The 24,263-nt window shown below is 68.2% G+C and carries 23 protein-coding genes, 1 tRNA gene and 1 pseudogene; 5 read left to right on the plus strand and 20 right to left on the minus strand.

Annotated features, from left to right (window positions below):
- From AP234_RS30535 to AP234_RS30585, 11 genes and pseudogenes are all read right to left on the minus strand, one after another.
- Positions 1 to 1,587: pseudogene (locus tag AP234_RS30535) on the minus strand (DNA-directed RNA polymerase subunit beta); the annotation flags it as partial.
- Between the two features lie 431 nt (positions 1,588 to 2,018).
- Positions 2,019 to 2,516 carry a hypothetical protein gene (locus AP234_RS30540; RefSeq protein ID WP_235558480.1) on the minus strand — a complete coding sequence of 166 codons (498 nt, stop codon included), beginning with the start codon at positions 2,514 to 2,516 and terminating at the stop codon, positions 2,019 to 2,021.
- A gap of 11 nt (positions 2,517 to 2,527) precedes the next feature.
- A complete protein-coding gene (locus AP234_RS30545) occupies positions 2,528 to 3,022 on the minus strand; it encodes a hypothetical protein (protein ID WP_055483225.1) in 495 nt (164 codons plus the stop codon).
- 266 nt (positions 3,023 to 3,288) lie between these two features.
- A complete protein-coding gene (gene rplL / locus AP234_RS30550) occupies positions 3,289 to 3,684 on the minus strand; it encodes a 50S ribosomal protein L7/L12 (RefSeq protein ID WP_055483226.1) in 396 nt (131 codons plus the stop codon).
- A gap of 81 nt (positions 3,685 to 3,765) precedes the next feature.
- On the minus strand, positions 3,766 to 4,290 hold the full coding sequence (rplJ, locus tag AP234_RS30555; protein WP_055483227.1) for a 50S ribosomal protein L10: 525 nt from the start codon (positions 4,288 to 4,290) through the stop codon (positions 3,766 to 3,768).
- Between the two features lie 222 nt (positions 4,291 to 4,512).
- Positions 4,513 to 5,343 (minus strand): LppX_LprAFG lipoprotein, encoded by an 831-nt coding sequence (locus AP234_RS30560; RefSeq protein ID WP_055483228.1) that lies wholly within the window; start codon positions 5,341 to 5,343, stop codon positions 4,513 to 4,515.
- Positions 5,344 to 5,604: 261 nt separating this feature from the next.
- Positions 5,605 to 6,318 carry a 50S ribosomal protein L1 gene (gene rplA, locus AP234_RS30565; RefSeq protein ID WP_055483229.1) on the minus strand — a complete coding sequence of 238 codons (714 nt, stop codon included), beginning with the start codon at positions 6,316 to 6,318 and terminating at the stop codon, positions 5,605 to 5,607.
- Positions 6,319 to 6,441: 123 nt separating this feature from the next.
- A complete protein-coding gene (gene rplK / locus AP234_RS30570; RefSeq protein WP_055483230.1) occupies positions 6,442 to 6,873 on the minus strand; it encodes a 50S ribosomal protein L11 in 432 nt (143 codons plus the stop codon).
- A 79-nt stretch (positions 6,874 to 6,952) separates the two neighbouring features.
- Complete coding sequence (gene nusG / locus AP234_RS30575; protein ID WP_055483231.1) at positions 6,953 to 7,717, minus strand: transcription termination/antitermination protein NusG; 765 nt, start codon at positions 7,715 to 7,717, stop codon at positions 6,953 to 6,955.
- A 61-nt stretch (positions 7,718 to 7,778) separates the two neighbouring features.
- Positions 7,779 to 8,039, minus strand: coding sequence for a preprotein translocase subunit SecE (gene secE / locus AP234_RS30580; protein ID WP_055483232.1), 261 nt, complete (start codon positions 8,037 to 8,039; stop codon positions 7,779 to 7,781).
- Between the two features lie 77 nt (positions 8,040 to 8,116).
- Positions 8,117 to 8,189, minus strand: a tRNA-Trp gene (locus AP234_RS30585).
- Between the two features lie 245 nt (positions 8,190 to 8,434).
- Between AP234_RS30585 and AP234_RS30590 the strand changes: the two genes are divergently transcribed.
- Both AP234_RS30590 and AP234_RS30595 read left to right on the plus strand, forming a co-directional pair.
- A complete protein-coding gene (locus AP234_RS30590) occupies positions 8,435 to 9,640 on the plus strand; it encodes a pyridoxal phosphate-dependent aminotransferase (RefSeq protein ID WP_055483233.1) in 1,206 nt (401 codons plus the stop codon).
- Positions 9,641 to 9,771: 131 nt separating this feature from the next.
- On the plus strand, positions 9,772 to 10,791 hold the full coding sequence (locus tag AP234_RS30595) for an adenosine deaminase (protein WP_083502590.1): 1,020 nt from the start codon (positions 9,772 to 9,774) through the stop codon (positions 10,789 to 10,791).
- 333 nt (positions 10,792 to 11,124) lie between these two features.
- Here the strand turns inward: AP234_RS30595 and AP234_RS30600 are convergent, their stop codons facing one another.
- Together AP234_RS30600 and AP234_RS30605 are read right to left on the minus strand one after the other, a co-directional pair.
- Entirely contained in the window at positions 11,125 to 11,859 is a 735-nt protein-coding gene (locus AP234_RS30600) for a hypothetical protein (protein ID WP_055483235.1), read from the minus strand.
- Positions 11,843 to 12,397, minus strand: a complete 555-nt coding sequence (locus AP234_RS30605; RefSeq protein WP_055483236.1) for an RNA polymerase sigma factor — start codon at positions 12,395 to 12,397, stop codon at positions 11,843 to 11,845. The genes AP234_RS30600 and AP234_RS30605 overlap by 17 nt, the downstream gene beginning before the upstream one ends.
- 132 nt (positions 12,398 to 12,529) lie before the next feature.
- Here AP234_RS30605 and AP234_RS30610 point away from each other — a divergent pair, with 132 nt between their 5' ends.
- Together AP234_RS30610 and AP234_RS30615 are read left to right on the plus strand one after the other, a co-directional pair.
- Positions 12,530 to 13,261 (plus strand): methyltransferase, encoded by a 732-nt coding sequence (locus AP234_RS30610; protein ID WP_055483237.1) that lies wholly within the window; start codon positions 12,530 to 12,532, stop codon positions 13,259 to 13,261.
- A gap of 176 nt (positions 13,262 to 13,437) precedes the next feature.
- A complete protein-coding gene (locus tag AP234_RS30615; RefSeq protein ID WP_055483238.1) occupies positions 13,438 to 15,315 on the plus strand; it encodes an acyl-CoA dehydrogenase family protein in 1,878 nt (625 codons plus the stop codon).
- Between the two features lie 57 nt (positions 15,316 to 15,372).
- Here AP234_RS30615 and AP234_RS30620 read toward each other — a convergent pair whose 3' ends face one another.
- The 6 genes from AP234_RS30620 to AP234_RS30645 all read right to left on the minus strand — a co-directional run bounded on the left by AP234_RS30620 (position 15,373) and on the right by AP234_RS30645 (position 22,268).
- The gene (locus AP234_RS30620; RefSeq protein WP_055483239.1) at positions 15,373 to 16,518 is read right to left on the minus strand and encodes an acetyl-CoA C-acetyltransferase; all 1,146 of its coding nucleotides are present in this window, start codon (positions 16,516 to 16,518) and stop codon (positions 15,373 to 15,375) included.
- Positions 16,519 to 16,625: 107 nt separating this feature from the next.
- Complete coding sequence (locus AP234_RS30625) at positions 16,626 to 17,708, minus strand: hypothetical protein (protein ID WP_055483240.1); 1,083 nt, start codon at positions 17,706 to 17,708, stop codon at positions 16,626 to 16,628.
- A 90-nt stretch (positions 17,709 to 17,798) separates the two neighbouring features.
- The gene (locus AP234_RS30630; protein ID WP_055483241.1) at positions 17,799 to 18,746 is read right to left on the minus strand and encodes a class F sortase; all 948 of its coding nucleotides are present in this window, start codon (positions 18,744 to 18,746) and stop codon (positions 17,799 to 17,801) included.
- Between the two features lie 9 nt (positions 18,747 to 18,755).
- Positions 18,756 to 19,682, minus strand: a complete 927-nt coding sequence (locus AP234_RS30635) for a hypothetical protein (RefSeq protein ID WP_152990705.1) — start codon at positions 19,680 to 19,682, stop codon at positions 18,756 to 18,758.
- Positions 19,683 to 19,921: 239 nt separating this feature from the next.
- Positions 19,922 to 20,809 carry a class F sortase gene (locus AP234_RS30640; RefSeq protein WP_083502591.1) on the minus strand — a complete coding sequence of 296 codons (888 nt, stop codon included), beginning with the start codon at positions 20,807 to 20,809 and terminating at the stop codon, positions 19,922 to 19,924.
- A 13-nt stretch (positions 20,810 to 20,822) separates the two neighbouring features.
- A complete protein-coding gene (locus tag AP234_RS30645) occupies positions 20,823 to 22,268 on the minus strand; it encodes a hypothetical protein (protein WP_152990706.1) in 1,446 nt (481 codons plus the stop codon).
- A 248-nt stretch (positions 22,269 to 22,516) separates the two neighbouring features.
- On the opposite strand from AP234_RS30645, the gene AP234_RS30650 reads away from it, so the two are divergent.
- Positions 22,517 to 23,662, plus strand: coding sequence for an acyl-CoA dehydrogenase family protein (locus tag AP234_RS30650; protein WP_055483245.1), 1,146 nt, complete (start codon positions 22,517 to 22,519; stop codon positions 23,660 to 23,662).
- Between the two features lie 421 nt (positions 23,663 to 24,083).
- Here the strand turns inward: AP234_RS30650 and AP234_RS37705 are convergent, their stop codons facing one another.
- Entirely contained in the window at positions 24,084 to 24,245 is a 162-nt protein-coding gene (locus tag AP234_RS37705; RefSeq protein WP_162842224.1) for a hypothetical protein, read from the minus strand.
- Between the last annotated feature and the right edge of the window lie 18 nt (positions 24,246 to 24,263).

Below are 24,263 nucleotides of genomic sequence, written 5' to 3' on the forward strand. Positions count from 1 at the left end.
GGAGTTCAGGAGCGTGTTGGCCTGCGCCACCACGTGCCTGTCCTCCTCGTCCGCGGTCAGGTAGTCGATCTCATCGGTGACCTTGCCGTCGATGACCCGGCGGTACGGCGTCTCGACGAAGCCGAACGAGTTGACCCGGCCGAAGGACGAAAGCGAACCGATCAGGCCGATGTTCGGGCCTTCCGGCGTCTCGATCGGGCACATCCGGCCGTAGTGCGACGGGTGCACGTCGCGGACCTCGAAGCCCGCGCGCTCACGGGACAGACCACCGGGACCGAGGGCGGAAAGACGCCGCTTGTGCGTCAGGCCGGCCAGCGGGTTGGTCTGGTCCATGAACTGCGACAGCTGCGACGTGCCGAAGAACTCCCTGATCGACGCGGTGACCGGGCGGACATTGATCAGCGTCTGCGGCGTTATCGCCTCGACGTCCTGGGTGGTCATCCGCTCGCGGACGACCCGCTCCATCCGGGCCAGGCCCAGCCGGACCTGGTTCTGGATGAGCTCGCCCACCGTACGCAGACGCCGGTTGCCGAAGTGGTCGATGTCGTCGGTCTCGACGATGACCGAACCGTTCTCGCCCATCGTCTCCTCACCGGCGTGCAGCCGTACGAGGTATTCGATGGTCGCGACGATGTCGTCCTCGGTCAGCGTGCCCTGCATGATCTCCGCGTCGACCCCGAGCTTCTTGTTGAGCTTGTAGCGGCCGACCTTCGCCAGGTCGTAACGCTTGGGGTTGAAGTAGAGGTTCTGCAGCAGGGTCTGCGCCGACTCCTTGGTCGGCGGCTCACCCGGACGCAGCTTGCGGTAGATGTCCAGCAGCGCGTCCTCCTCGCCGGAGGTGTGGTCCTTCTCCAGCGTGGCCCGCATCGACTCGTACTGACCGAAACGCTCCAGAATCCGGTCGTTCGTCCAGCCGAGCGCCTTGAGCAGCACCGTCACCGGCTGCTTACGCTTGCGATCGATACGCACACCGACGCTGTCGCGCTTGTCGATCTCGAACTCGAGCCACGCGCCCCGGGACGGGATCACCTTGCAGCCGAACAGGTCCTTGTCGGAGGTCTTGTCGACCGTGCGGTCGAAGTAGACACCCGGCGAACGCACGAGCTGAGAGACCACGACACGCTCGGTGCCGTTGATGATGAACGTGCCCTTGGAGGTCATGAGCGGGAAGTCGCCCATGAACACCGTCTGGCTCTTGATCTCACCGGTCTCGTTATTGATGAACTCCGCCGTGACGAAGAGTGAGGCGGAGTAGGTCATGTCCTTGTCTTTGCACTCGTCCACGGAGTGCTTGGGCGGCTCGAACCGATGGTCGCGGAACGACAAGGACATGTTTCCGGAGAAGTCCTCGATGGGACTGATCTCCTCGAAGATCTCTTCGAGACCTGATTGGGTGGGAACGTCCTTGCGACCGGCCTGGCGAGCTGCCTCGACCCGGGCCTTCCATTTCTCGTTGCCGATCAGCCAGTCGAACGACTCGGTCTGCAGAGCGAGAAGGTCGGGAACTTCAAGCGGTTCCTCGATACGTGCGAACGACACGGTACGGGGACCGGCGGGAACGGCGGAGGCGTTGCGCGAGGCTGCCAACAGATGTCCTTCCGAGGGCTCGCGGACTGACTACACGCACGCCAGACGACCAGGATCAAGGAGTTTACGGAGTCACTCAGCGAAGCGGTCGTCAAAGGGCAGCGCAAAGGGGCAGTGTAGCCGATGGGCATACACCTGTCCACTCCGCTTTCGCTCTACGTTCCACGTTGCTGGCAGCATCACCCGTCAGCGGCGATACGTCAAGCCCGAGAGCCGACATTTCGCCTAATTCGCAGGCATCACGCTGGGTGTTTCCCTTCACGTCGACGTGCGAACGCCGGGGTTCCAGTCCCTACCCGAGAGCCGGTCCGGGTAACGCTCCGTCACGCGAAGGGGCCAACGCTGACCAACGGTCGACGCTGCCGTGTCGTTGGTATCCCATCCGTATCCGCGTCCCAAACATGACCTTTGCTAACAATTGAATAACGCGGCTACCGGCCGGGGGCGTCGCCCAGCAGGGTCGACAGCCGGGCGACCCGCCAGTCGTCGCCCTGCGTGACCAGGACAAGTCGCGCCCGGCCCTGGCTGATCTCCTGCCGCGGACTCGTCTCGCCGGGCGACGTGCTGGTCGTGACCATGTTCACGAACACCAGCACGTGGACCTCGTCCGGGGTCGCCGACTCCACTCCCGCCGCCGCCACCACGGCCTGCTGGACGGTCTTGCGCTGCCTGGCCCGCGGGCCGAGCGTCCCGGCCAACTCACGGAACTGCGCCACGAGGTTTCCCGTCGCGTGTGCGCTCGCCCTGGCGAAATCGCGGTCGATCGTACGGTAGTCGTACGACAACATCTCCGCGGCATATGACCGGGCAGCGGTGAGCGCCTGCGCGGCCGCCGCCTCGCTCTGTCGCAGCTGACGCAGGTCGAGGAAGGCCGCCCACGCCGCCACGGCCAGCCCGGCCGCCACCAGCGTCAGCAGCACCGGAAGCACGCGGCGCCGCCTCACTGCACCAGCTCCGAGTCCGAGACCAGCCAGCGGCCCGAGACCTTGCTGACCTCCATGCGCCAGCGGAAGAACCGCTCCTCTGGTGCGGTCTTCTCGCCGTTCTCCCAGCGGATCACCGCGTCGGCGACGATCAGGACCCGTGCCCTGTCGGCGTCGGCCGACTCCAGCGCGGACGCACGGAGCACTCCGGTCTGCACCACCTTGTTCTTCAGGGTCGCGGCCTTCAACGCGGCCTGGCCGTCGGCGTACCTTTCACGTTCCCGTCCCGTGGAGGTGACGAGGACCCGTTTCAGGTCCTCGTCGACGGTCCGGTGGTTCAGCGACAGCAGTCCCACCGCGTGCGCGGCGGCCGCCCGCACCGCCGCCTGACGGGCCTGTGCCGCCGCCCAGGAGGCGTCTCGGGCCGACCTGACCCACAGTGCCACTCCCGCGAGGCCCACCACGAGGATGACGAGACCGATGACCGGCACCCGCCGCCGCATGCCCGCCACCCCTGCCCCCGCTCCTCCCGCCGTTCTCGCCGCTCCTGCCGCGCCCGCCGCTCCCTTGCTCGCCGTGCCGTCGGGCGGTCATTCCGAACATAGATCAGCCGATGCGATCTGCCCACCGGTTCCGGCTTTCGCCGTACGGCTCCCGCGGCCCGAGGCCGCACCCGCACGCGCCGCCCGGAGGCGTACGGCTCGGGGCATGCGAAAGGGGCGGGTCATCCGGCACCTGGATGAACCCGCCCCTTTCAGAAGAGCGTGAGCTCGTGTACTTACTTGACCGTGACGGTGGCGCCGGCGCCCTCAAGGGCCGCCTTCGCCTTCTCGGCCTGCTCCTTGTTGACCTTGCCGTCGAAGACCGGCTTCGGAGCGCCGTCGACCAGGTCCTTGGCCTCCTTGAGGCCCAGGCTCGTCAGGGCGCGGATCTCCTTGATGACCTGGATCTTCTTGTCGCCGGCGGCCTCGAGGATGACCTCGAACTCGTCCTGCTCCTCGGCCTCCTCGGCGGCGGCGGCACCGCCACCGGCCGCGGGGGCGGCGGCGACGGCGACCGGAGCGGCGGCCTTGACATCGAAGGTCTCCTCGAAGACCTTCACGAACTCGGACAGCTCAAGGAGGGTCATCTCCTTGAAAGTGTCGAGCAGCTCCTCCGTGCTGAGCTTCGCCATGATGGTGTTCCTCTCGTGGATCTAGCGAAAAACGTGTAAAGGGACCGCGGTGCGCGCTTCCCCCCGCCGCCTGCGCGGACCTTACTCGCCGGCCTCTTCGCGCTTGGCGCGCAGAGCCTCGGCCAGTCGAGCCATGTTGGTGGGCAGCGCGGCGAAGGTGGCGGCAGCCTGGGACTGCTTGGCCTTCAGCGCACCGGCCAGCTTCGCGAGGAGCACCTCACGGGACTCGAGGTCGGCAAGCTTCGTGATCTCGGTCGGGGTCATCGACTTGCCGTCGACGACACCCCCCTTGATCACCAGGAGGGGGTTGGCCTTGGCGAAATCACGCAGACCCTTGGCCGCCTCGACCACGTCGCCCTTCACGAAGGCGATGGCGGTCGGGCCCTGGAACAGGTCGTCCAGGACGGTGATCCCGGCGTTGTTCGCCGCGATCTTGGTAAGCGTGTTCTTCGCCACGGCGAACTTCGCATTCCCACCGAGCGAAACGCGCAGCTCCTTGAGCTGGGCGACGGTGAGACCGCGGTACTCGGTCAGAACGGCGGCGCTGGAGCTCTCGAACTCACTCCTGAGCTCGGCGATCGCACCGCTCTTGTCTGCCTTCGCCATGGGCCTCCTTCCAGATGTGCCACCGGCAAAGGCCCACAAAAACGGACAAGCCCCGGCGTAGGCGCACGGGGCTTGGATGGACGCGACACGTCCCAAGCGTCTTCATACACCTATGCGGGCCGTCCACTCAGGTGGACCCTTCGGCCGCCAGGCTGTGAGCCCGGCGACGACCGGCGGTCTTCGGCAGAAGACAGAATACGTGTCAACCTTCAGGACGCCAAATCAGCTGCCCGTCGGAGCGTTCTGCGGCAGTTCGCCCACCTGGTCGGCCGGCGGCGCCTTGATCTCGACGGGGGCGTTGAAGTCCTTGAAGACCATGGTGGCGGCGAACTCGCCCTCCGCCTGCTTCCCGCCGAGCTGCACCTTGCGGGGCAGCCCGTCGCCGTCGATCCAGGCGTCGAACTTCATGTCCTTCATCTCCGCCGGAATCTGGCCCTTCATGTTCTTCTGGGCCTCCGCCGGCAGCTGCTTCATCGCCTCCTCGATCGGGAACGTGCCCGCGTAGTGCGTCGTGTCCACGCCCCCGACCTGCTCGGCACCGACCTCCTTGACGTCCTTGGACGCCGTGAGCATCTTGACGCTGGTCTCGAGGTCTATCTGCTTGGACTGCCCGAGAAGCTGGTCGACGTTGATTCCGGCGGAGGAGCCGAGCTGCTTGAGGTCCAGCTTGACCCAGGGCTTGGTGGAGCCGGTGAGGGTCTTCAGCATGTCCATCTTCATGTACATCATGTCGCCCGTGAGGATCACCCGCATGCCCCCGGGCAGGTCCTGGCCGCCGAACGAGACCTTGTTGAGCGTGACGTCGGTGGCGAGCTCAGGGGTCTTCTGGTAGAGCATCGTCCCCTGGATGTTCCCCTTGCCCTGCGCACCGGCCGTGATGTCCATGACAATGTCGGCGGCGTAGGAAGTGACCTCATCGGCCTTCTTCGCGCTCTGCGTCAGCACCGCGGCGGCCGACAGCTCGGTGTTCTCCAGCGTCGGCGTGGCGGTCGTGCCACACCCCGCCACCGTGATCGCGGCCGCCGCACAAGCGGCCACCAGAAGTCGGCGCATCCTTGCATCCCTTCTGTTCCCCGTTTTACTTACCCTTGACCCTATTCGGCCGGGGAACCAAATGCGGCGATCCGCTGGAAATTGCACGAGACATGCATGGTTCCCGCATGTTCTCCCTGCTCGTACGGCCATGCCGGACTCGTATCGATCCACCCTTATCAAGGGAGGCAGCGGTGATGCACATCACGCGAAAACACGAAAGAACCCCCACCCGGAGACGGGCAGGGGTTCTCTGGAGAAATTCGAACGGCCCTTTGGGGCTCAGGCCTCGGCCTCGGCGCCCACCGCACGCGTCGCGTTCGGGTCGACCGGAATGCCCGGGCCCATGGACGTGCTGAAGCTGACCTTCTTGAGGTAGCGGCCCTTGGCCGCCGACGGCTTGAGACGCAGCACCTCGTCAAGGGCGGCGGCGTAGTTCTCCACGAGCTGACGCTCGGTGAAGGACGCCTTGCCGATGATGAAGTGCAGGTTCGCGTGCCGGTCGACCCGGAACTCGATCTTGCCGCCCTTGATGTCGGTGACGGCCTTGGCCACGTCGGGGGTGACCGTACCGGTCTTCGGGTTGGGCATGAGACCACGCGGACCGAGCACGCGGCCCAGACGGCCGACCTTGCCCATCAGGTCCGGAGTCGCCACGACCGCGTCGAAGTCGAGACGGCCCTTGGACACCTCGTCGATGAGCTCGTCAGCGCCGACGATGTCGGCGCCGGCGGCGCGGGCCTCCTCGGCACGGGCACCGGTCGCGAAGACCAGGACCCGGGCGGTCTTGCCGGTGCCGTGCGGGAGGTTGACGGTGCCACGGACCATCTGGTCCGCCTTGCGCGGGTCGACACCCAGGCGCAGGGCGACCTCGACGGTGGCGTCGAACTTGGTGGTGGCCGTCTGCTTGGCCAGCCGGGCGCCCTCCAGCGGGCTGTACAGGTTCTCGCGGTCGATCTGGGTCGCCGCGTTCTTCCAGCTCTTGCTGCGCTTCACTTGATGCTCCTCGTGGAGTTCGTGGTCCGGGCCGGCGCAGGCCCTGCCACAGTGCTCGGTTCGCTCGGTTCGCCCGTGGGTGCCGGTCTATGCCGACCGGCGCCGGGGCGTGCCGGGCACTCCCTAGTCGGCGATCGTGACGCCCATGGAGCGGGCGGTGCCGGCGATGATCTTCTCCGCGGCCTCGACGTCGTTGGCGTTGAGGTCCTTCATCTTCGTCTCGGCGATCTGGCGAAGCTGCTCGCGGGTGAGCTTGCCCACCTTGTCCTTGTGCGGGCTCGCGCTGCCCTTCTGCAGGCCGGCCGCCTTCTTGATCAGCTCAGGCGCCGGAGGCGTCTTCGTGACGAAGGTGAACGTACGGTCTTCGTAGATCGTGATCTCGACGGGGATGATGTTGCCCCGCTGGGATTCCGTGGCGGCGTTGTACTGCTTGACGAAATCCATGATGTTGACGCCGTGCGGACCGAGCGCGGTACCGACCGGCGGCGCGGGCGTGGCCTGTCCAGCGGGAAGCTGGACCTTCACCAGCGCCGCGACCTTCTTCTTTGGAGGCATGTGTCCTTCTCCGGGTCCTTTGTCCTACAAAATCCTCGCGTACGCGCGCGAGGACGACTATCGAGTCTAAAGGAGACTGTCAGATCTTCGAGACCTGGTTGAACGACAGCTCGACCGGCGTCTCCCGTCCGAAGATCGACACCAGCACCTTGAGCTTCTGCGACTCGGCGCTGATCTCGCTGACGGTGGCCGGGAGCGTGGCGAACGGCCCGTCCATCACTGTGACCGACTCGCCGATCTCGAAGTCGACGATCGCGGTGACGGCCTTGGTCGTCGTCTTCTTGACTTCCTCGGACGGCTCCGGCGCGAGCAGCTTGGCGACCTCATCGAGGTTCAGCGGGCTCGGCTTGTTCGAGAGGCCGACGAAACCGGTCACACCGGGCGTGTTCCGTACGGCGGCCCACGACTCGTCGGTCAGCTCCATGCGGACCAGCACGTAACCGGGCAGCACACGCTCCTTGATCGGAGTCTTCTTGCCGCCCTTGAACTCGGTGATCGTGTGGGTCGGCACCTCGACCTGGAAGATGTACTCCTCCATGTTGAGGTTGCCGATCCGGCTCTCGATGTTCTGCTTCACGCGGTTCTCGTAGCCGGCGTAGGAGTGGATCACATACCACTCGCCGATCTGTCCGCGCAGCTGACGCTTGAACTCTTCGACCGGGTCGACGTCCGGGACGATGTCGCCGTCCTCGTCGACTTCCGGCGTGGCCGAGGTCGAGTCGGTGTCACCGTCGGCGGCGTCTGAGTCGACGGCCTCGGTGTCGCCGGCCTCTGCTACGGCCTCGTCCTGCTCGGTCTCCCACTCGTCGCGGGAGTGGTCGGCCGGCATCGGGGACTCGGACACGGGACTCTTCCTTCTTCGCTCGGTGACTTGACGTACTGAGACGTCTCGGGCCGGATCCGGATCAGGATCCGTTGCCGAAGAGCCAGAGCACACCCTTGCCCAGGAAGGTGTCGAGCCCGAACACGAAGCCAACCATGATCACCACAAAGACCAAGACCACGGCCGTGTACGAGACGAGCTCGTTCCGTCGTGGCCAGATGACTTTGCGTAGCTCAGCGGCGACCTGTCGGTAGAAGAGGGCGGGAGAGGTGCGCTTGGTCTTCTTCTCACCGGTCGACTTGCCTGGCTTTCCAGCGGTCTCGCCGCGGGTGTCGATCGCCACAGTCCTCACCTGATCCGTCGTGTCCGTCGCAGCTTGCGGCGCGCTTTTCACGCCCTTGTTGCGCGGACCGCACTCCGCAGGGCACGAGGGACTCGAACCCCCAACCGCCGGTTTTGGAGACCGGTGCGCTACCAATTGCGCCAGTGCCCTAAGCCGTGCACCACGATACCCGAGAAACGCCCTGATGCGTCCGCACGTTCCTCGCGTGGCCCACTAGACGGAGAAGTGTACGGGTGAATGGCGGCTACGTCGAACCATGCCGTCCACACCGACCGATCTCCGGCCCACAGCATTGCCCGGAGATCGCCTCCGTGCCCTTCAACCGTACCGCAGCACGCCCCCGAACGGCCGCATATGGCGGGGAAACCACGCAGTGGATCTGGAACGATGGAGGCATGACCCGACCTCGCATCTCCGCGCGTATCTCCGCGATCTCCGAGTCCGCGACGCTGGCAGTTGACAGCAAGGCCAAGGCAATGAAGGCCGCCGGTCGCCCGGTCATCGGCTTCGGCGCCGGCGAGCCCGACTTTCCCACGCCCGACTACATCGTCGAGGCCGCGGTCGAGGCGTGCCGCAACCCCAGATTCCACAAGTACACGCCGGCCGGGGGCCTGCCCGAGCTGAAGCAGGCGATCGCCGACAAGACGCTGCGCGACAGCGGGTTCCAGGTCGACGCCGCCCAGGTGCTCGTGACCAACGGCGGCAAGCAGGCGGTCTACGAGGCGTTCGCCACGCTGCTCGACCCGGGTGACGAGGTCCTGGTCGTGGCCCCGTACTGGACGACGTACCCGGAGGCGATCAAGCTGGCGGGCGGTGTCCAGGTCGACGTCGTGACCGACGAGACGACCGGCTACCTCGCCTCGGTCGAACAGCTCGAGGAGAAGCTGACCGAGCGCACCAAGGTGCTGCTCTTCGTCTCCCCGTCCAACCCGACCGGCGCCGTCCACTCCCCCGAGCAGGTGGCGGAGATCGGCCGCTGGGCGCACGACAAGGGCCTGTGGATCGTCACCGACGAGATCTACGAGCACCTCGTGTACGGCGACGCCACGTTCACCAGCGTGGCCACCGCCGTACCCGAGTTGCGTGACCGCGTCGTCGTGCTCAACGGCGTGGCGAAGACCTACGCGATGACCGGCTGGCGGGTGGGCTGGCTCATCGGCCCGGCCGACGTCGTGAAGGCGGCGACCAACCTGCAGTCGCACGCGACGTCCAACGTCTCGAACGTCGCGCAGGCCGCCGCCCTCGCCGCCGTCTCCGGCGACCTGTCCGCCGTCGCCACCATGCGCACCGCCTTCGACCGTCGCCGCCAGACCATCGTCAGGATGCTCAACGAGATCCCCGGTGTGGTCTGCCCCGAGCCGCTCGGCGCGTTCTACGCCTATCCCTCCGTCAAGGAGCTGCTCGGCAAGGAGATCCGCGGCAGGCGGCCGCAGTCGTCGGCCGAGCTGGCCGAGATCATCCTTGAGGAGGCCGAGGTCGCCCTCGTGCCCGGTGAGGCGTTCGGCACGCCCGGCTACTTCCGGCTGTCGTACGCGCTGGGCGACGACGACCTGGTCGAGGGCGTCAGCCGCCTGGCCAAGTTCCTCAGCGAAGCCCACTGACGCTCTCACCCGCCGACCCCCGCCCGTGAAATGTCGGCATACGGCGCCGTGTGCCGACATTTCACGGGCTTGGGGGTCAGGGAGACGGGTTTCCGCGTCACATGCGCTCGCGGATGCGGCACGATATGGAAATGGCACGTCCGCTCAACACGCTGCCCAAGGCCCACCTGCATCTGCACTTCACCGGTTCGATGCGGCACACGACGCTGATCGAGCTGGCCCAGGAGCACGGCGTCCATCTGCCGGACGCGCTCGTGCGCGAATGGCCGCCCAGATTGCGGGCGACCGACGAGCGGGGCTGGTTCCGGTTCCAGCGGCTCTACGACATCGCGCGGTCGGTGCTGCGACGACCGGAGGACGTACGGCGACTGCTGAACGAGGCCGCGCTGGACGAGGCGCGTGAGGGCTCCCGCTGGCTGGAGATCCAGGTGGATCCCTCGGGCTACGCCCAGCGGTTCGGCGGGCTGACCTCGACGCTCGAACTCGTCCTCGACGCGGCCGAGCAGGCCGCCCGGGCCGCCGGCATCGGCATCGCCGTGATCGTGGCGGCCAACCGCACTCGTCACCCCCTCGACGCGCGGACGCTCGCCCGGCTGGCCGCGCAGTACGCGGGCAAGGGGGTCGTGGGCTTCGGTCTGTCCAACGACGAACGGCGCGGGCGGGCCAGGGAGTTCGACCACGCCTTCCGGATCGCCAAGCGGGCCGGACTGCTGTCCGTACCGCACGGGGGTGAACTGCTGGGCGCGGCCAGCGTCGAGGAGTGCGTCGACGACCTGGACGCCGACCGGCTGGGGCACGGCGTGCGCGCCGCCGAGTCGCCGCGGCTCATGGAGCGGCTCGCCGCCCGGCAGATCACCTGCGAGGTGTGCCCGCTGTCCAACGTGGGCTTGGGCGTGGCGGAGCGGCCCGAGGACGTGCCACTGCGACGGCTGTTCGACGCGGGCGTCCCGATCGCGCTCGGCGCCGACGACCCGCTGCTGTTCGGGGCCCGGCTGCTGCCGCAGTACCAACTCGCCAGGGACGTGTACGGTTTCACCGACGCGGAGATCGCCGAGATGGCCAGGCAGTCGATCCGGTCGTCGGCGGCGCCGGAGACGGTCAAGAAGGAGATCATCGGCGAGATCGACGCCTGGCTGGCCGACCCCGTCTAGGGAGTGTTGAAAAAGTGCTGTCCGTCGCGAGCGTGGATCCAGATGGATGCATCGCAAGGCGGAGGAGGAGCTCGTAGCCGGAGGCTACGGGCGACGAGTCCAACGCCGCGAGGCGCCATCTGGGCCGCGCGCAGCAGGACATGACTTTTGAAACACGACCCAGAGCATCGATCAGGTATCGTCACCGCTGCCGCGGCTGCGGGTCGCTGCGCCGGGAGGAAGCTCCGGTCCGCCGCTAAGCCCGCCGGCCGCGGTTTCCCGTGCGGTCCTCGCTCCCTCCCGCTCCGCTCCCTGCCACCCCGCTCCCTGCCATCCCGGCTGTTCGATCCGCGGCTACCTGACGGAGCGGGCGATCCGCAGCGCCTCCTGATAGTCCTCGCACTCCAGGCGCATGCCCACGTTGGCGTCGCCCGTGTCCCGCTGCCAGATGAGGGTGGGGCCGGCGACCCGCTCCTCGCGGGGGGCGCCGCCGTGCCGCGGCACGTAGGAGACGGCGTGCGGCTGCCGGATCCACCATCCGTTGACGCCGGAGACCTGCAGCGGCCACGGCTCGCCGAGGTCCTTGCGGAAGACCACCTCCAGCGTTCCGTCGAACTCGTCGAGCCGGAGTCCTGGCCACAGCAGCGTGACCACCCTGCCGCCGTCGGCGATCCTGATGTCCGACGGATCGCCCAGCGCCGACGGCATGGCGATCGGGAAGCGTGCGGCCTGGCGGGCCTCGTCGAGGGTGACCCTCCGCTCGTCGGGAAGCGGGCGCGGGACGCCGGTCGGAAGTGGACCCGGCCCGCCGACGCTGATCTCCACCCCGGCGAACCTCAGCATCGTCACCACGGCCGCCCTGCCCTGCGGGGTGACCGCGATCAGCGCGACCAGGAAGACCGCGACGAGCGCGGTCAGGCGCCGCGGCGCGCGCCGCACCCGGACGACGGGCTCGGCCAGGCGGGTGCGTACGGCACGGGCCACGTCCGCCGGCGGCGGCGCGGGGACCTCCAGGGCCTCGCCGAGCGCACGCAGGTCGGCCTCCAGATCGGCGAACCGGCCGAACCGGTCATCATCCGAGGAGGTCACGGCCCACCTCCTCTCGCAGCCGCCGAAGCCCGCGGAACGTGCGCGACTTCACGGTCCCCAGCCGTACGCCGAGGACCTCGGCGGTCTCGGCCTCGGACAACTGCAGTAAATACCGGCAGGTCACCGCCTCACGTTCCCGCTCGGGCAGCGTGCGCACGGCGTCGAGCAGCCGCGTCCTGCTGTCCGTGGCGAGCGCCACCCCCTCGGGGTCCTCCGGCTCGTACGGCCCACGCGCCCGCCCCGGCTCCGACTCCAGCCGCAGCGTCAGATCGGCACGGCGGCCACGCGACCGGGTGAGATTGTGCGTCTCGTTCGCCACGATGCGCAGCAACCACGGTTTGAAGGCCGCGTCGCGGCGGAAGCCCGCCAGGTGACGGAACGCCTTGACGAACGCCTCCTGGACGACGTCCTCGGCCTCGTCGCCCGCGCCCAGGAAGCTCGCCGTACGGTGTGCGACCATGCTGTACCTGGTGACCAGCACCTCATAGGCGTCGAGGTCACCGGCGAGCGACCGGGTCACTGCCTCATCGTCGTCCATGGCGTCCTAGGTCGTGCCGTCGACAGCCGGCGCATTCGGGGTAGGTCATCGGGTGAAGGCCGCCGAAGGCGACGCTCCGGAATCCGATGACCACTAAACTTTCGACGTCCGTCAGCGCGTAAAGAGGATCTTATGTCTGGGTATGACCGTGTAGTCCAGCCGGCGGCCGGAGACGATGCCCTGGAGAACCATCTCGGTGGCGACGAGGCGAGGAACTACCGGCAGTACGAGTACGACATGGTCGCTCCGCATGTCGGACGCTCGATGCTCGAAATCGGGTCCGGCCTGGGCCACTTCGCGGAGCAGTTCCTCCCGCGCCTCGACCGGCTGGTCGTGAGCGACTTCGATCCCTACTGCGTCGAGCAGCTCGAGAAGCGGTTCGCCTCTCGCGACGACGTCTCCGTACTCCAGTTCGGACTGCCCGCCGAGATCCCCCTGGCCGACCCGGTGGACACGGTCGTGATGATGAACGTCCTGGAGCACATCGAGGAGGACGCCGAGGCCCTGCGTTCCCTCGCGAAGGTGACAGCGCCGGGTGGACGGATCGTGATCTGGGTCCCCGGATACATGCAGTTGTACGGAGACTTCGACCGCAAGGTCGGACATGTCAGGCGATACACCCCCGCCACGCTCCGTGCCGCCGTCACCGCCGCCGGCCTGGGGGTCGACGTGCTCAAGCCGATCAACTTCCTGGGCGGCATCGCCTGGTGGGCCGCGGTACGACGGGGCGGCGTCGGCTATCCCGACCCCCGGCTCGTCAAGATCTACGACCGGACCGTCGTGCCGATGACGCGGCTGATCGAGCGCGTCATCAGACCGCCCTTCGGCCAGACCGTCTTCTGCGTGGCCCGGGTTCCCGGGTAAACCCGGCCCGGTGCCCCGGTAACGCCCGCATGTGAAATCCGCCGAAGGTATCAGGAGAGCATTCACATCGGCAGCGCTTATCAGGCTACTGGTGGGTAAGTATCTCGTCATGGGGCGCGTCCCGCGGACTTCGTCGCCGGGACACGACGGGAGGCCCACTGCCTGAGGAGGCCGCGATGACCACCGATTACGCCACCGCACGAGAAGTAGCCGAGCAGGCGCGCGAGGCGGAATGGACCCGGCCGAGCTTCGGCAGACAACTGTTCCTCGGCGACTTCCGGCTCGACCTCGTCCACCCCGCGCCGGAACTGCCGGAGGAGGAGATCAAGAAGGGGGACGGCTTCCTGCGGGCGCTGCGGCGGTTCCTGCAGGAGAAGGTCGATCCGGCCGAGATCGAACGCACGGCCGTCATCCCCGACGAGGTGGTCAAGGGCCTGGCCTCGATCGGCGCGTTCGGGATGACCACCGAGGAGGAGTACGGCGGACTCGGCCTGGCCCACCTCTACTACTGCCGGGCGCTGCAGCTCACCGCGTCGTACTGTCCCTCGGTCAGCGCCCTGCTGTCGGCGCACCAGTCCATCGGCGTCCCCCAGCCGCTGCGGCTGTTCGGTACGCCCGAGCAGAAGGAGCGCTTCCTCCCGCGATGCGCGCGAGGGGAGATCTCCGCGTTTCTCCTGACCGAGCCCGATGTGGGGTCCGATCCGGCGCGGCTGGCCACGACCGCCGTCCGCGACGGGGACTCCTACGTCATCGACGGCGTCAAGCTGTGGACCACCAACGGCGTGGTCGCCGACCTGCTCGTGGTCATGGCCCGCACGGGCGCCAAGATCTCGGCGTTCGTGGTGGAGGCCGACAGCCCCGGGATCACGGTCGAGCGCCGCAACGCGTTCATGGGTCTGCGCGGCATCGAGAACGGCGTGACCCGGTTCCACCAGGTCCGCGTGCCCGCCGACAACCTCATCGGCCGCGAGGGGCAGGGCCTGAAGATCGCGCTGACCACGCTGAACACGGGGCGCCTCTCACTGCCCGCCAACTGTGCCGGTGCGGCCAAGTGGGCCGCCAAGATCGCCCGGGAGTGGGGCGGAGAACGGGTCCAGTGGGGGCGCCGCATCGGCGAGCACGAGGCGGTGGCCCACAAGATCGCCTTCATCGCGAGCACGGCGTACGCCCTTGAGGCCGTCGTCAACCTCGCCAGCCGCCTCGCCGACGACGAACGCAACGACATCCGCATCGAGGCGGCCCTGGCGAAGCTGTACGGCTCTGAGATGGCCTGGCAGGTCGCCGACGAACTGGTCCAGATCAGAGGCGGGCGCGGCTACGAGACGGCCGAGTCCCTGCACGCCCGCGGCGAGCGCGGCGTGCCCGCCGAGCAGATGCTGCGCGATCTGCGCATCAACCGCATCTTCGAGGGCTCGACCGAGATCATGCATCTGCTCATCGCCCGCGAGGCCGTGGACGCCCACCTGTCGGTCGCCGGGGACCTCGTCAATCCCAGGGCCGACCTCAAGACGAAGGGACGGGCCGCCGCCAAGGCGGGCGGCTTCTACGCCAGGTGGCTGCCGAGCCTGGTCGCCGGGCCGGGACAGTTGCCGAACTCCTACGCCGAGTTCGGTCCGCTCGCCCAGCATCTGCGCTACGTCGAGCGCACCAGCCGCAAGCTCGCCAGGTCCACGTTCTACGGCATGTCGCGCTGGCAGGGTCGGCTGGAGCACAAGCAGGGCTTCCTCTCCCGCATCGTGGACATCGGCGCCGAACTCTTCGCCATGACCGCCGTGTGCGTCCAGGCGCAGGAGGACACCGTCGAGTTCGGGCGCAAGCCGTACGAACTGGCGGACACCTTCTGCCATCAGGCACGCCTGCGGGCCGAGGCGCTGTTCGCCCGGTTGTGGGACAACACGGACTCCCGTGACGTACGGCTGGCCCGCCTGGTCCTCGACGGACGGTACGGCTTCCTGGAGGAGGGCATCCTCGACCCCTCGCTGGACGGTCCCTGGATCGCCCCGTCGAACCCCGGGCCGTCGGAGTTCGAGGACGTGCACCGGCACGTCCGGTAGTCCTCCGTCACCACGAAGGGCACCCGGCGCCGGGTGCCCTTCGAAGCCGTACGGAGATCAGAGGCGTTCGATGATGGTGACGTTGGCCTGGCCGCCGCCCTCGCACATGGTCTGCAGGCCGTAACGGCCGCCGGTGCGCTCCAGCTCGTGCAGCAGCTTGGTCATCAGGATCGCGCCGGTGCCCCCGAGAGGGTGCCCCAGGGCGATGGCGCCGCCGTTCGGGTTGGTCTTCTCGGGGTCGGCGCCGATCTCGCGCAGCCAGGCGAGCGGCACCGGCGCGAACGCCTCGTTGATCTCGATGACGTCGATGTCCTCGACGCCGAGACCGGCCCGCTCAAGTGCCTTGCGCGTCGCGGGGATGGGCGCGGTCAGCATGTAGACGGGATCGTCGCCGGCGAGCGTCAGCGTGACGATGCGGGCGCGCGGGGTCAGGCCGTGCTCGCGCACCGCCCGCTCCGAGGCGACGAGCACCGCACCGGAACCGTCCGAGATCTGCGACGAGGTGGCCGCCGTGATCCGGCCGCCCTCGCGGAGGGGCTTGAGCTCGGCCATCTTCTCCAGCGTCGTGTCCGGCCGGGGGCCCTCGTCGTCCTCGACGCCGGCCAGCGGCGCGATCTGGTCCCTGAAGTAGCCGTCCGCGATCGCCTTGGCGGCCCGCCGGTGGCTCTCGTAGGCGTACCGCTCCAGCTCGTCGCGCTCCAGGCCCCACTTCTCGCACATCAGCTCGGCGCCGCGGAACTGGGAGATCTCCTGCGTGCCGTACCGTTCGGCCCACTTCTGGCCGAACGGGAGCGGCATGCCCTTCTCCAGCGCGGCCGTGATGGTCGACCCCATGGGGACGACGGACATCGACTCGACGCCGGCGGCGACCACCAGATCCTGCGTGCCGGACAGCACCCCCTGGGCGGCGAAGTGGACGGCCTGCTGCGACGATCCGCACTGCCGGTCGATGGTGACGCCCGCGACGCTCTCCGGGAGGCCCGCGCTGAGCCAGGCGTTACGCGCGATGTCCATCGACTGCGGGCCGAACTGCATGACACAGCCCATGATCACATCATCGACGGCGGCGGGATCGACACCGGTGCGTTCGACGAGCGCCGCGAGAGTGTGCGCGGCCAGATCAGTCGGGTGGACCGTGGACAGCCCGCCCTTCTTCTTGCCGACGGGGCTGCGGACCGCGCCGACGATGTACGCCTCTGCCACAGGAGTCCTCCAAGGAAACCGAGCAATGTTCGGTTACCTCAGAGGCTACATCGGCCCGGCACACGGACGGAACGGTGGCGGGGCGACCACCGACGGCGGGCCCGTGATCAGGTGTAACGGCCGGGCAGCAGGTCCGCGGGCTCGGCGAGCTGGAAGCCTCCCTCGTCGGCGGCGATGCCACTCAGCCGCTGGGCCAGGGCCAGTGCCGCCACCGCCCGGACGATCAGCGCCTGTTCGCCGGGGCTCTCGCTCTCGGCCTCGTCGTCGTCGGGCGCCTCGTCGTCGTCGGCGGCCTCGGCGAGGCTCTCGTCCGCGGCCTCCCTCGCGGTCTCGTCACCGGTCGCGCCGGGAACCTCGCCGGAGGTCTCGTCGGAGGTCTCGACGGAGGCTTCGTTGGAAGTCTCGTCGGGGGCTTCGCCGGAGGCTTCGCCGGGGGTCGCGTCCGCGGCCTCGTCGCCGGTGACGTCGCCGGTCTCGGGTGCGGGTGTCGTGTTGTCGTCCGTCGCGCCGGCGGGCTCGTCCGCGTCCGATGGAGCGAGCGGAGAGATCTTCGCGATCACGATCTCGGTGAGGTACGGCCAGCGAGCCCGGGCGGCCGGGGGGATCCTGCGGCCCTCCTCGATGGTGACGACCGTGTCGGCCCCCATGTAGACGTCCGTGAGCACGCCCTGTCTCAGCGGGACGCGCACGATGCCGTCGACCAGTTCGCCGTCCGGCCAGCGGTCGGCGTCGAGGGACTCGGCCGGGCTCACGAACTCCCTGAGGATCTCGATGGTCTCCTCCGGCGAGGGCGCCGCCGGCAGGTAGACGACGGGATCGCGCCGCTCGCTTTCCGCCGGATCGGTCGGCTCCCCCTGACACAGGGTCCAGCCGCCCAGGCGGAAGGCGATGCCCTCGGCGAGACTCTTGTCGAAGAAGTCCACCGGCAGTGGTCCCTCGGCGGTGATCCGGCACGCCCAGAGCCGCTCCTCGTCCCGGATGCCGAGCTTGGCCAGGATCGGGCCGGTCAGCTCGATGGCCGCGAGGATCCGGGAGCCGCCCGCGATGATGTCGTCACCGTCGAAGACCGCCTCGGGATCGGCGAGCTGTGCGACGGCCAGCAGTGTCTTCGGATCCGGCCGGGTGGGCAGCAGCACGGTGGGTCCGGTGCGCAGCCGGCCCGGCAGCAGGAGATCGGAGAACCAGCCCACAACTCCTCCTCGTGATCGCTCGATGAGACCTTAGCCGCAACCGGGTACGCTCCACGAGCCGTTCCACAGGCCTGTGCACGTTCAACGGGGTCAGGATGCGGCCTTGGCAAGTCGCGTTCCCGTCATGACGGCATAAACGATGACATTGTCGACGTAATGACCGGTCGTCCGGTTGTACGTGCCCCCGCATGTGATCAGTCGGAGCTCCGCGTTGTCGGCGTCGCCGTACACCCTGTTGGTGGGGAACGTCTGTTTGGCCGCCTGCTCGACGCCGCCCACCGTGAAGATCGCGACGGTGCCGTCCATCCGGACGACCTCGATCTTGTCTCCGTACTGCATCTCGTGCAGCCTGCTGAAGACCGCGCTGCGGGTCTGGGTGTCCTTGTGGCCGAGCATGATGGCCGGGCCGACCTCGCCGGCGGTCGGGCCGCCGCGATACCAGCCGACGAGGTTGTGGTTGCTGATCGGCGGAGTCTCGATGGCGCCGGACTTGTCCGTACCGACCGATTTGATCGGCGCGTTGACGTGCAGCTTGGGGATGATCAGCCGCTTGGGCGAGGACGGCTGCATCGGCGGAGCGGCGGGCAGCGCCGGCACCGGAGGAGGTGCGTTCGGGTCGGCCTGGGTCAGCGGGTTCCCGGGGCCCCCGGGCCCCACCGTGGCCGCCATCCGGTCCACGCCGCCCGGCCGCTGCAACGACGTGCGATCCGGTGACGCGTACTCGTCGGGTGACATGATCATGAAACCGACGCCGATGACGACGATCACCAGGCCGACGACCGCGGCCAGGATGAGCACGCCCCTTATCGCCTGCGTGCCGCCCCCGTCCGGTCTCTCGGTCTCCTGCCGCTGCTGGGGCTGGAGCTGAAGCTGGGGCAGCATGACCGGCTGGAAGACGGGCTGGCCGTACACCGGCTGGGGATAACCCTGCGGCGCGAACACACCGGGTGTGCCCTGGGGCCCGGCGTCGCCTGCGGGCGACCCGTACGGCCCGCCGGACGCGTCCGGCGGATGGTGTCCGGGCGGTGGCGTACCCATGGGCCCGCTCTAGTGCCGTACGGTCCGGCGCCGGGCGCGCAGCACGAGTCCTCCGGTGGCCGCCGCGAGCATCAGTCCCGCGCCGGTGAGGATGAGGACCCGCGCGTCCGGCCCGACCTCGCCACCGCCGCCCGTGGACACGCCACCCCCGGGTGTGTGGGTCACCTGCCCCTTGCTCTTCTTCGTCGCCGTCGACGACGGAGTGGCGGTCTCCGTCACGTATATGGTCCTCGTCGGCTTGGGCGTCGGCGTCGGGCTCGGCGTGTGGCTGGGCGAGGCGCTCGGCGAGGCGCTGGGCGAGGTGCTGGGCGAGCTCGACGAGGAGGGCGAGACGATGACGGAGACCTCCGCCGGTACGGTGTGTCCGGCGGTCCCGATCACGCAGGTGTAGGTGACGCCGCCACCGGTCTCCGGGCCGATCCGAAGGGTGAACTTGTCGGCCTTGGCCACCATCGTCCCGGCCACGTTCGGCGTCACCGTGGCGGTGACCGTGGGAAACGGGATGGGCGAGCCGGCCTGGATCTCCCCCGTCAGCGGCGCGCCGGTCGCCGTCGCCGTGACCGTGGCCGTCGCGTTGGGGCTGGGACCGATGATCACCAGCTCGCCCGTCATGACGATCTTTTCGGTGGTCGGGATCTGGGCCGTGGCCTTGAGCTGCTTGGTCGTGTCGTTCGACTGGGTGCTCAACCAGGTCAGCGTGACCGCCTGGGAGGCCGTCGCGCTCGCGGGGCCGCCCAGCGTGACCAGCAGCTCGGGAGACGGGGCGTCCCCCGTCGTCGGCGTGCAGGCGTACGACATGGTTCGGGGAGAGGGCGCCAGCGTGCCCAGGGCGGGCAGCCCGAAGAAGACGACACCCGCGCCGACCACCCCGGCTACGGCGGCCTTCCTGACGACAGGACCCCGCAACCCCGATCTCGGCACTGGCTTGTCTCCCATCCCAAATCACCCCAATAACCGGCGTACCAGGATCTCAGACTCGGTCACGCTTGGGTAGCGATCCGCACAACCGGAGATGTACCGGGATCGGTGCGCGGAACGCGGAACTGTCATGATCTCCCCACAGTTATGCAATCTATCAGTCAACCCCCTCCCCCACCGTGTCAGTTGATCGATCACGACATCGATGTGCGGGGAGACCGCTCGGGCGGCGGTACGTCGCGATCGAACAGCGGGGGTCACTTGCCGCGGGTCGAGGTCAGTGTGGCGTACACGATGATGTTGTCGGTGTAGTGGTGCGCCTTGGCGTTGAAGACCCCGCCGCAGGTGACCAGTCGAAGCGACGCCGTGGCGGTGTTGCTGTACACCCGATTGGTCGGAAATTTCAGCTTGCTGACCTGCTCGACCCCGTCCACGGTGAAAATGGCGGTTTTGCCGTCCGCGCGCCGCACGGCGATCTTGTTGCCGCGCTTGAGCTCGCGCACCCGGCTGAACACCGCGGCGCCACGCCGGGTGTTCACGTGGCCGAGGATGACCGCGGGACCCTGGTCGCCGGGCGCGGGGCCGAAACGGTACCAACCGGTGAGGTTGGGCTTGCTCAGCGGCGGGGCCTCGATCTCGCCGTTCTTGTCGACGCCGATCGAACCGACCGGGGCGGACACCCCGATCGACGGGATGCTGATCCTCGTCGGCCTGCCCTTGGCCTTCTTCGCCGCCGACACCCGCTTCGACGCCGCCGAGGCCGTTTTCGGAGTGAGCGTGAGCGGGGGGAACGGCTCGAGCGCCGGAGAGGGCGGAGGCGCCGCCGGGTCGGCCGCGGTCAGCGGAGCGTCCGGCCCCCCGGGCCCGACGGTCGGCGGAAGGTAGGCGATGTTGCCCGCGCCCTGGACGTTCACCCGCCCGCCGGGCAGCGGATCGGGCTCAGCCGGGGACGACGGCGACAGCACGGCCAGCATCCCGATCATCACCGCGATGATCCCGCCGAAGGAGCCGCCCACGAGCAACGTCGCGAGGACGGGCTGCGGCAGCGACTTACGCGCCGGCTTGGCGGCTGTGGCGGGGGAAGCCCCTTCGGCGGGTACGGCGCCCTCCCCTGGGGAGGGGCCACCGGCTGGAGTGGACGTCATCGTCGCGATCCCCTCAGAGCGTCTCCGCCGACTCACCCGAGTGGGCGGCCCTGCGCCTGAGCAGCGCCACGCCGCCCCAGACGCCGACGAGCAGCATCAGACCGCCCGAGCCGAGGAGCAGCCCTCCCGACGAGGCGTCCTCCGGAGCCTCACCGGTCTGCGCCCCGCCCTTGGGGGTCACCTCCACCTGGGCGACGGTCGGCGTCGCGGTCATCGTCACCGTGGTCGTCGTGGTCGGCTTCGGCGAGGTCGACGCCGTCGCCGTGTTCGTCACGGTCACGGTCGGACGCGGGCTCCCGTTGGTCCCGGGATTGTTCGTGCCGGGGCTGGGGCTGGAGCTGCCGTTCGGGCTTTGCCCGGGGCTGGTCGCTGGGCTCGTCGGGGGGCCGTCCGAACCCGAAGGGGTGACCGACGGTGTCGTTCCCGGGCTCTCCGGTGGGTTCGTGGCCGAGCCCCCGCCGATGACGACCCTGATGGCCGTCGGCTTCTTCACCGGCTTGCACGTCGCCTGGAACTGCTTCGGCGGGGTGAGGATCTCTTCCGTGACCGCCCGGAAGCCGTCCACCATCATCCACTTGTCGTCGAGATTCTCGACGACGAGCTTGTGCTCGCCGTACGGCAGGTCGCGCACGCCCCAGAGCGTGTGGTTGCCCTGGTTGACGACCACGACCGGATTGCCATTGGCGTCCTTGGATGCGTCGGCGGTCGCCGGGATGCCCGGCTTGCCGTCGATCTTGAACCCCACCTTGCCGGCACGATGGTCCTGCTCGGTGATGAAGTCGACACCCGTGCCGGTGAACTTGAACGTCGCCGTCGAATACTTCTTTTCGGTCGCGTGTACGTCGTTGTGGATGTCATTGAACTTGGGGTCGCGATCGTTGAAGTCTTGCCAGCCGTCACCGTGATATTCGATCACCGGTACACCGGCGTCGTCGTTGACGACCTCCTCCGATGCCGGCGGAGTGAAGTCGATGAGGAGGTTGCGGGGCTCGATCTCGAACACGCCGCTTTCCGTCGTGCTCACCGCCCCGGAGATCGCCTCGGGCAGCGCCAGGCTCCCTCCGGCCTGCAGGAGCTCCTGGTCCTTCGCGCCGAGCGAGTGCAGCTCCCCCTGCCATGGATCGCCGAGGACGCCGACCTTGCCGGTCGCCAGGAGGCGTCCGCCCGGCTGGAACAGGCCGGGAGACAGGAAGCTCGTGTTGTTCTGGTAGGCCACGTTCCACTTGACGTTGAGCGGCTCCCCGACGGCCAGCGCGGTCTGCACGGTGAGGGTGACCTTCAACTCGACCGGCCGACTGTCGGGCGTCGTCGCGACGCCCCTGGTGCACCTGTAGATCAGGTCGACCTGGGCCATCTCCGCCTGGGCCGTGGTCAGCGGAAGCGCGAGCAAACCACCTCCGACGACGCTCACGACCGCGACGGCGAGCACGTTGCGCCGCCGCGCATTCCACCGAACCACCGCACACTCCGATCGCGAGGGGCCGCCCCAGACAGGCGAGAGCACAGTAAATCGAAGGTAGATCTTACGGCTTGGCCCTGGACCTACACGGGCGAATGCAGTGATGTTGGCGGATTTGTGACCCCATGCCCCCAATGGGATGGGTGACCATGTCGATCGACCCATCGACCCATCGGTAACAGAATCGTATTCTGGTCGGGTCGCCCGATCCGTCCAGTCGTCCAGCCCACGAACCGGAGGCGTACCAGATGCGGCGAGACCTCTTCGACGAGGAGCACCTGCTCTTCCGCGAGACTGTCCGCGAATTCCTCGCCCGTGAGGTGATCCCCCGTCACGGCCAGTGGGAGAAGGACGGCATCGTCCCCCGCGAGGTGTGGAAGAAGGCCGGCGAGCTGGGCATGTTCGGCTTCTCCGTCCCGGAGGAGTACGGCGGGGCCGGCATCACGGACTTCCGCTACAACACGGTCATCGTCGAAGAGATCATCCGGGCGGGTGCCACCGGTCTGGGGTTCGGCCTGCACAACGACATCATGGCGCCATACCTCGTTGACCTGACCGACGACGAGCAGAAGCGGCGCTGGCTGCCCGGGTTCGTCTCCGGGGAGCTGATCACGGCGATCGCGATGACCGAGCCGGGGGCCGGCAGCGATCTGCAGGGCATCCGTACCACCGCCATTCGCGAGGGCGACCACTACGTGGTCAACGGACAGAAGACGTTCATCACCAACGGCATCAACTCCGACCTGGTCGTGGTCGTCGCCAAGACCGACCCCACGGCGGGCGCCCGCGGCACCACGCTGCTCGTGGTCGAGCGCGGCATGACGGGGTTCACCCGCGGGCGCAACCTCGAGAAGGTCGGCATGCACGCCCAGGACACCGCCGAGTTGTTCTTCGAGAACGTCCGCGTCCCGGTGACCAACCGGCTCGGCGACGAGGACGGCCAGGGCTTCATCCAGCTGATGAACAACCTGCCGCAGGAGCGCCTGTCGATCGCGGTGGCGGCGGTGGCCGCCGCCGAGGCCGCGTTGGAAACGACCATCGAGTACTGCCGGGGCCGCAAGGCGTTCGGCAAGAGCATCGGCCGGTTCCAGAACACCCGGTTCCTGCTGGCCGAGCTGGCCACCGAGGTGGAGATCGCCCGCCACTATGTGGACAAGTGCGTGCTCGCCCTCAACGCGGGCGAACTCACGGCCGTGGACGCCGCCAAGGCCAAGTGGTGGACGACCGAGCTGCAGAACAAGGTGATCGACCGCTGCCTCCAACTCCACGGAGGGTACGGCTACATGCTCGAATATCCCGTCGCCAAGGCCTGGCTGGACAGTCGTGTCCAGACCATCTACGGCGGCACGACCGAGATCATGAAGGAGATCATCGGTCGCTCCTTCGACTTCTAGAAGATCCGTCGAGTTCTAGAAGGTCCGTCGAGTTCTAGAGGGTCGGTCAGTCAAGAGTCGTCAGCCGGGGCGGCAGGGAGCGGAGCGGGAGGGAACGAGGACCGCATGCCAGGCCCCGCTCAGCGGGGCCTGGCAGCGGACCGGAGCTTCCTCCCGGCGCAGCGACCGGAACTGATCAGGGACGTCCTCAGCGGTGTCCGTTACTCGGCCGATGCCCTGGCGCCTCTGAGGGACGTCGCCCGCCTGCGACCGTGCCGTACGCGATCTCCCATTGCAAGGTCATTAACGATATCCGTGCTGATCGCAGGCATCGCGTGCGAGTTTCTGCAAGATCACGAAGGTCGCCCGGCCTGCTCAGGGACCCGGAGTGCGAGAATTCGCAAGATCACGGGCATGGGGTCGGTGGGGGTGCGGTCAGGGGTCAGGTGACGTGCTGGCCCCAGATGGCGAGCATGACGATGACGAAAACGATCATCACGCCCGCGTAGCCCATCGGTCCCAGCCGGAAGAACCTGCGGACCCGGTTCAGCAGCCACGCGAACAGGAACGCCAGGAAGACCAGAAGGATGAGTCCAGGGTCCATGCGATCAGTATGCGGCCG

It is taken from the genome of Sphaerimonospora mesophila (assembly GCF_001417795.1).
Classification (GTDB): Bacteria; Actinomycetota; Actinomycetes; order Streptosporangiales; family Streptosporangiaceae; genus Sphaerimonospora; species Sphaerimonospora mesophila.

Excerpts from the sequence above, each read along its gene's own strand:
- rplL (WP_055483226.1), bottom strand. The coding sequence starts at position 3,684 with ATGGCGAAGCTCAGCACGGAGGAGCTGCTCGACACTTTCAAGGAGATG.
- rplJ (WP_055483227.1), bottom strand. The coding sequence starts at position 4,290 with ATGGCGAAGGCAGACAAGAGCGGTGCGATCGCCGAGCTCAGGAGTGAG.
- AP234_RS30560 (WP_055483228.1), bottom strand. The coding sequence starts at position 5,343 with ATGCGCCGACTTCTGGTGGCCGCTTGTGCGGCGGCCGCGATCACGGTG.
- rplK (WP_055483230.1), bottom strand. The coding sequence starts at position 6,873 with ATGCCTCCAAAGAAGAAGGTCGCGGCGCTGGTGAAGGTCCAGCTTCCC.
- AP234_RS30590 (WP_055483233.1), top strand. The coding sequence starts at position 8,435 with ATGACCCGACCTCGCATCTCCGCGCGTATCTCCGCGATCTCCGAGTCC.
- AP234_RS30595 (WP_083502590.1), top strand. The coding sequence starts at position 9,772 with ATGGCACGTCCGCTCAACACGCTGCCCAAGGCCCACCTGCATCTGCAC.
- AP234_RS30605 (WP_055483236.1), bottom strand. The coding sequence starts at position 12,397 with ATGGACGACGATGAGGCAGTGACCCGGTCGCTCGCCGGTGACCTCGAC.
- AP234_RS30610 (WP_055483237.1), top strand. The coding sequence starts at position 12,530 with ATGTCTGGGTATGACCGTGTAGTCCAGCCGGCGGCCGGAGACGATGCC.
- AP234_RS30615 (WP_055483238.1), top strand. The coding sequence starts at position 13,438 with ATGACCACCGATTACGCCACCGCACGAGAAGTAGCCGAGCAGGCGCGC.
- AP234_RS30630 (WP_055483241.1), bottom strand. The coding sequence starts at position 18,746 with ATGGGTACGCCACCGCCCGGACACCATCCGCCGGACGCGTCCGGCGGG.
- AP234_RS30635 (WP_152990705.1), bottom strand. The coding sequence starts at position 19,682 with ATGGGAGACAAGCCAGTGCCGAGATCGGGGTTGCGGGGTCCTGTCGTC.
- AP234_RS30640 (WP_083502591.1), bottom strand. The coding sequence starts at position 20,809 with ATGACGTCCACTCCAGCCGGTGGCCCCTCCCCAGGGGAGGGCGCCGTA.
- AP234_RS30650 (WP_055483245.1), top strand. The coding sequence starts at position 22,517 with ATGCGGCGAGACCTCTTCGACGAGGAGCACCTGCTCTTCCGCGAGACT.
- AP234_RS37705 (WP_162842224.1), bottom strand. The coding sequence starts at position 24,245 with ATGGACCCTGGACTCATCCTTCTGGTCTTCCTGGCGTTCCTGTTCGCG.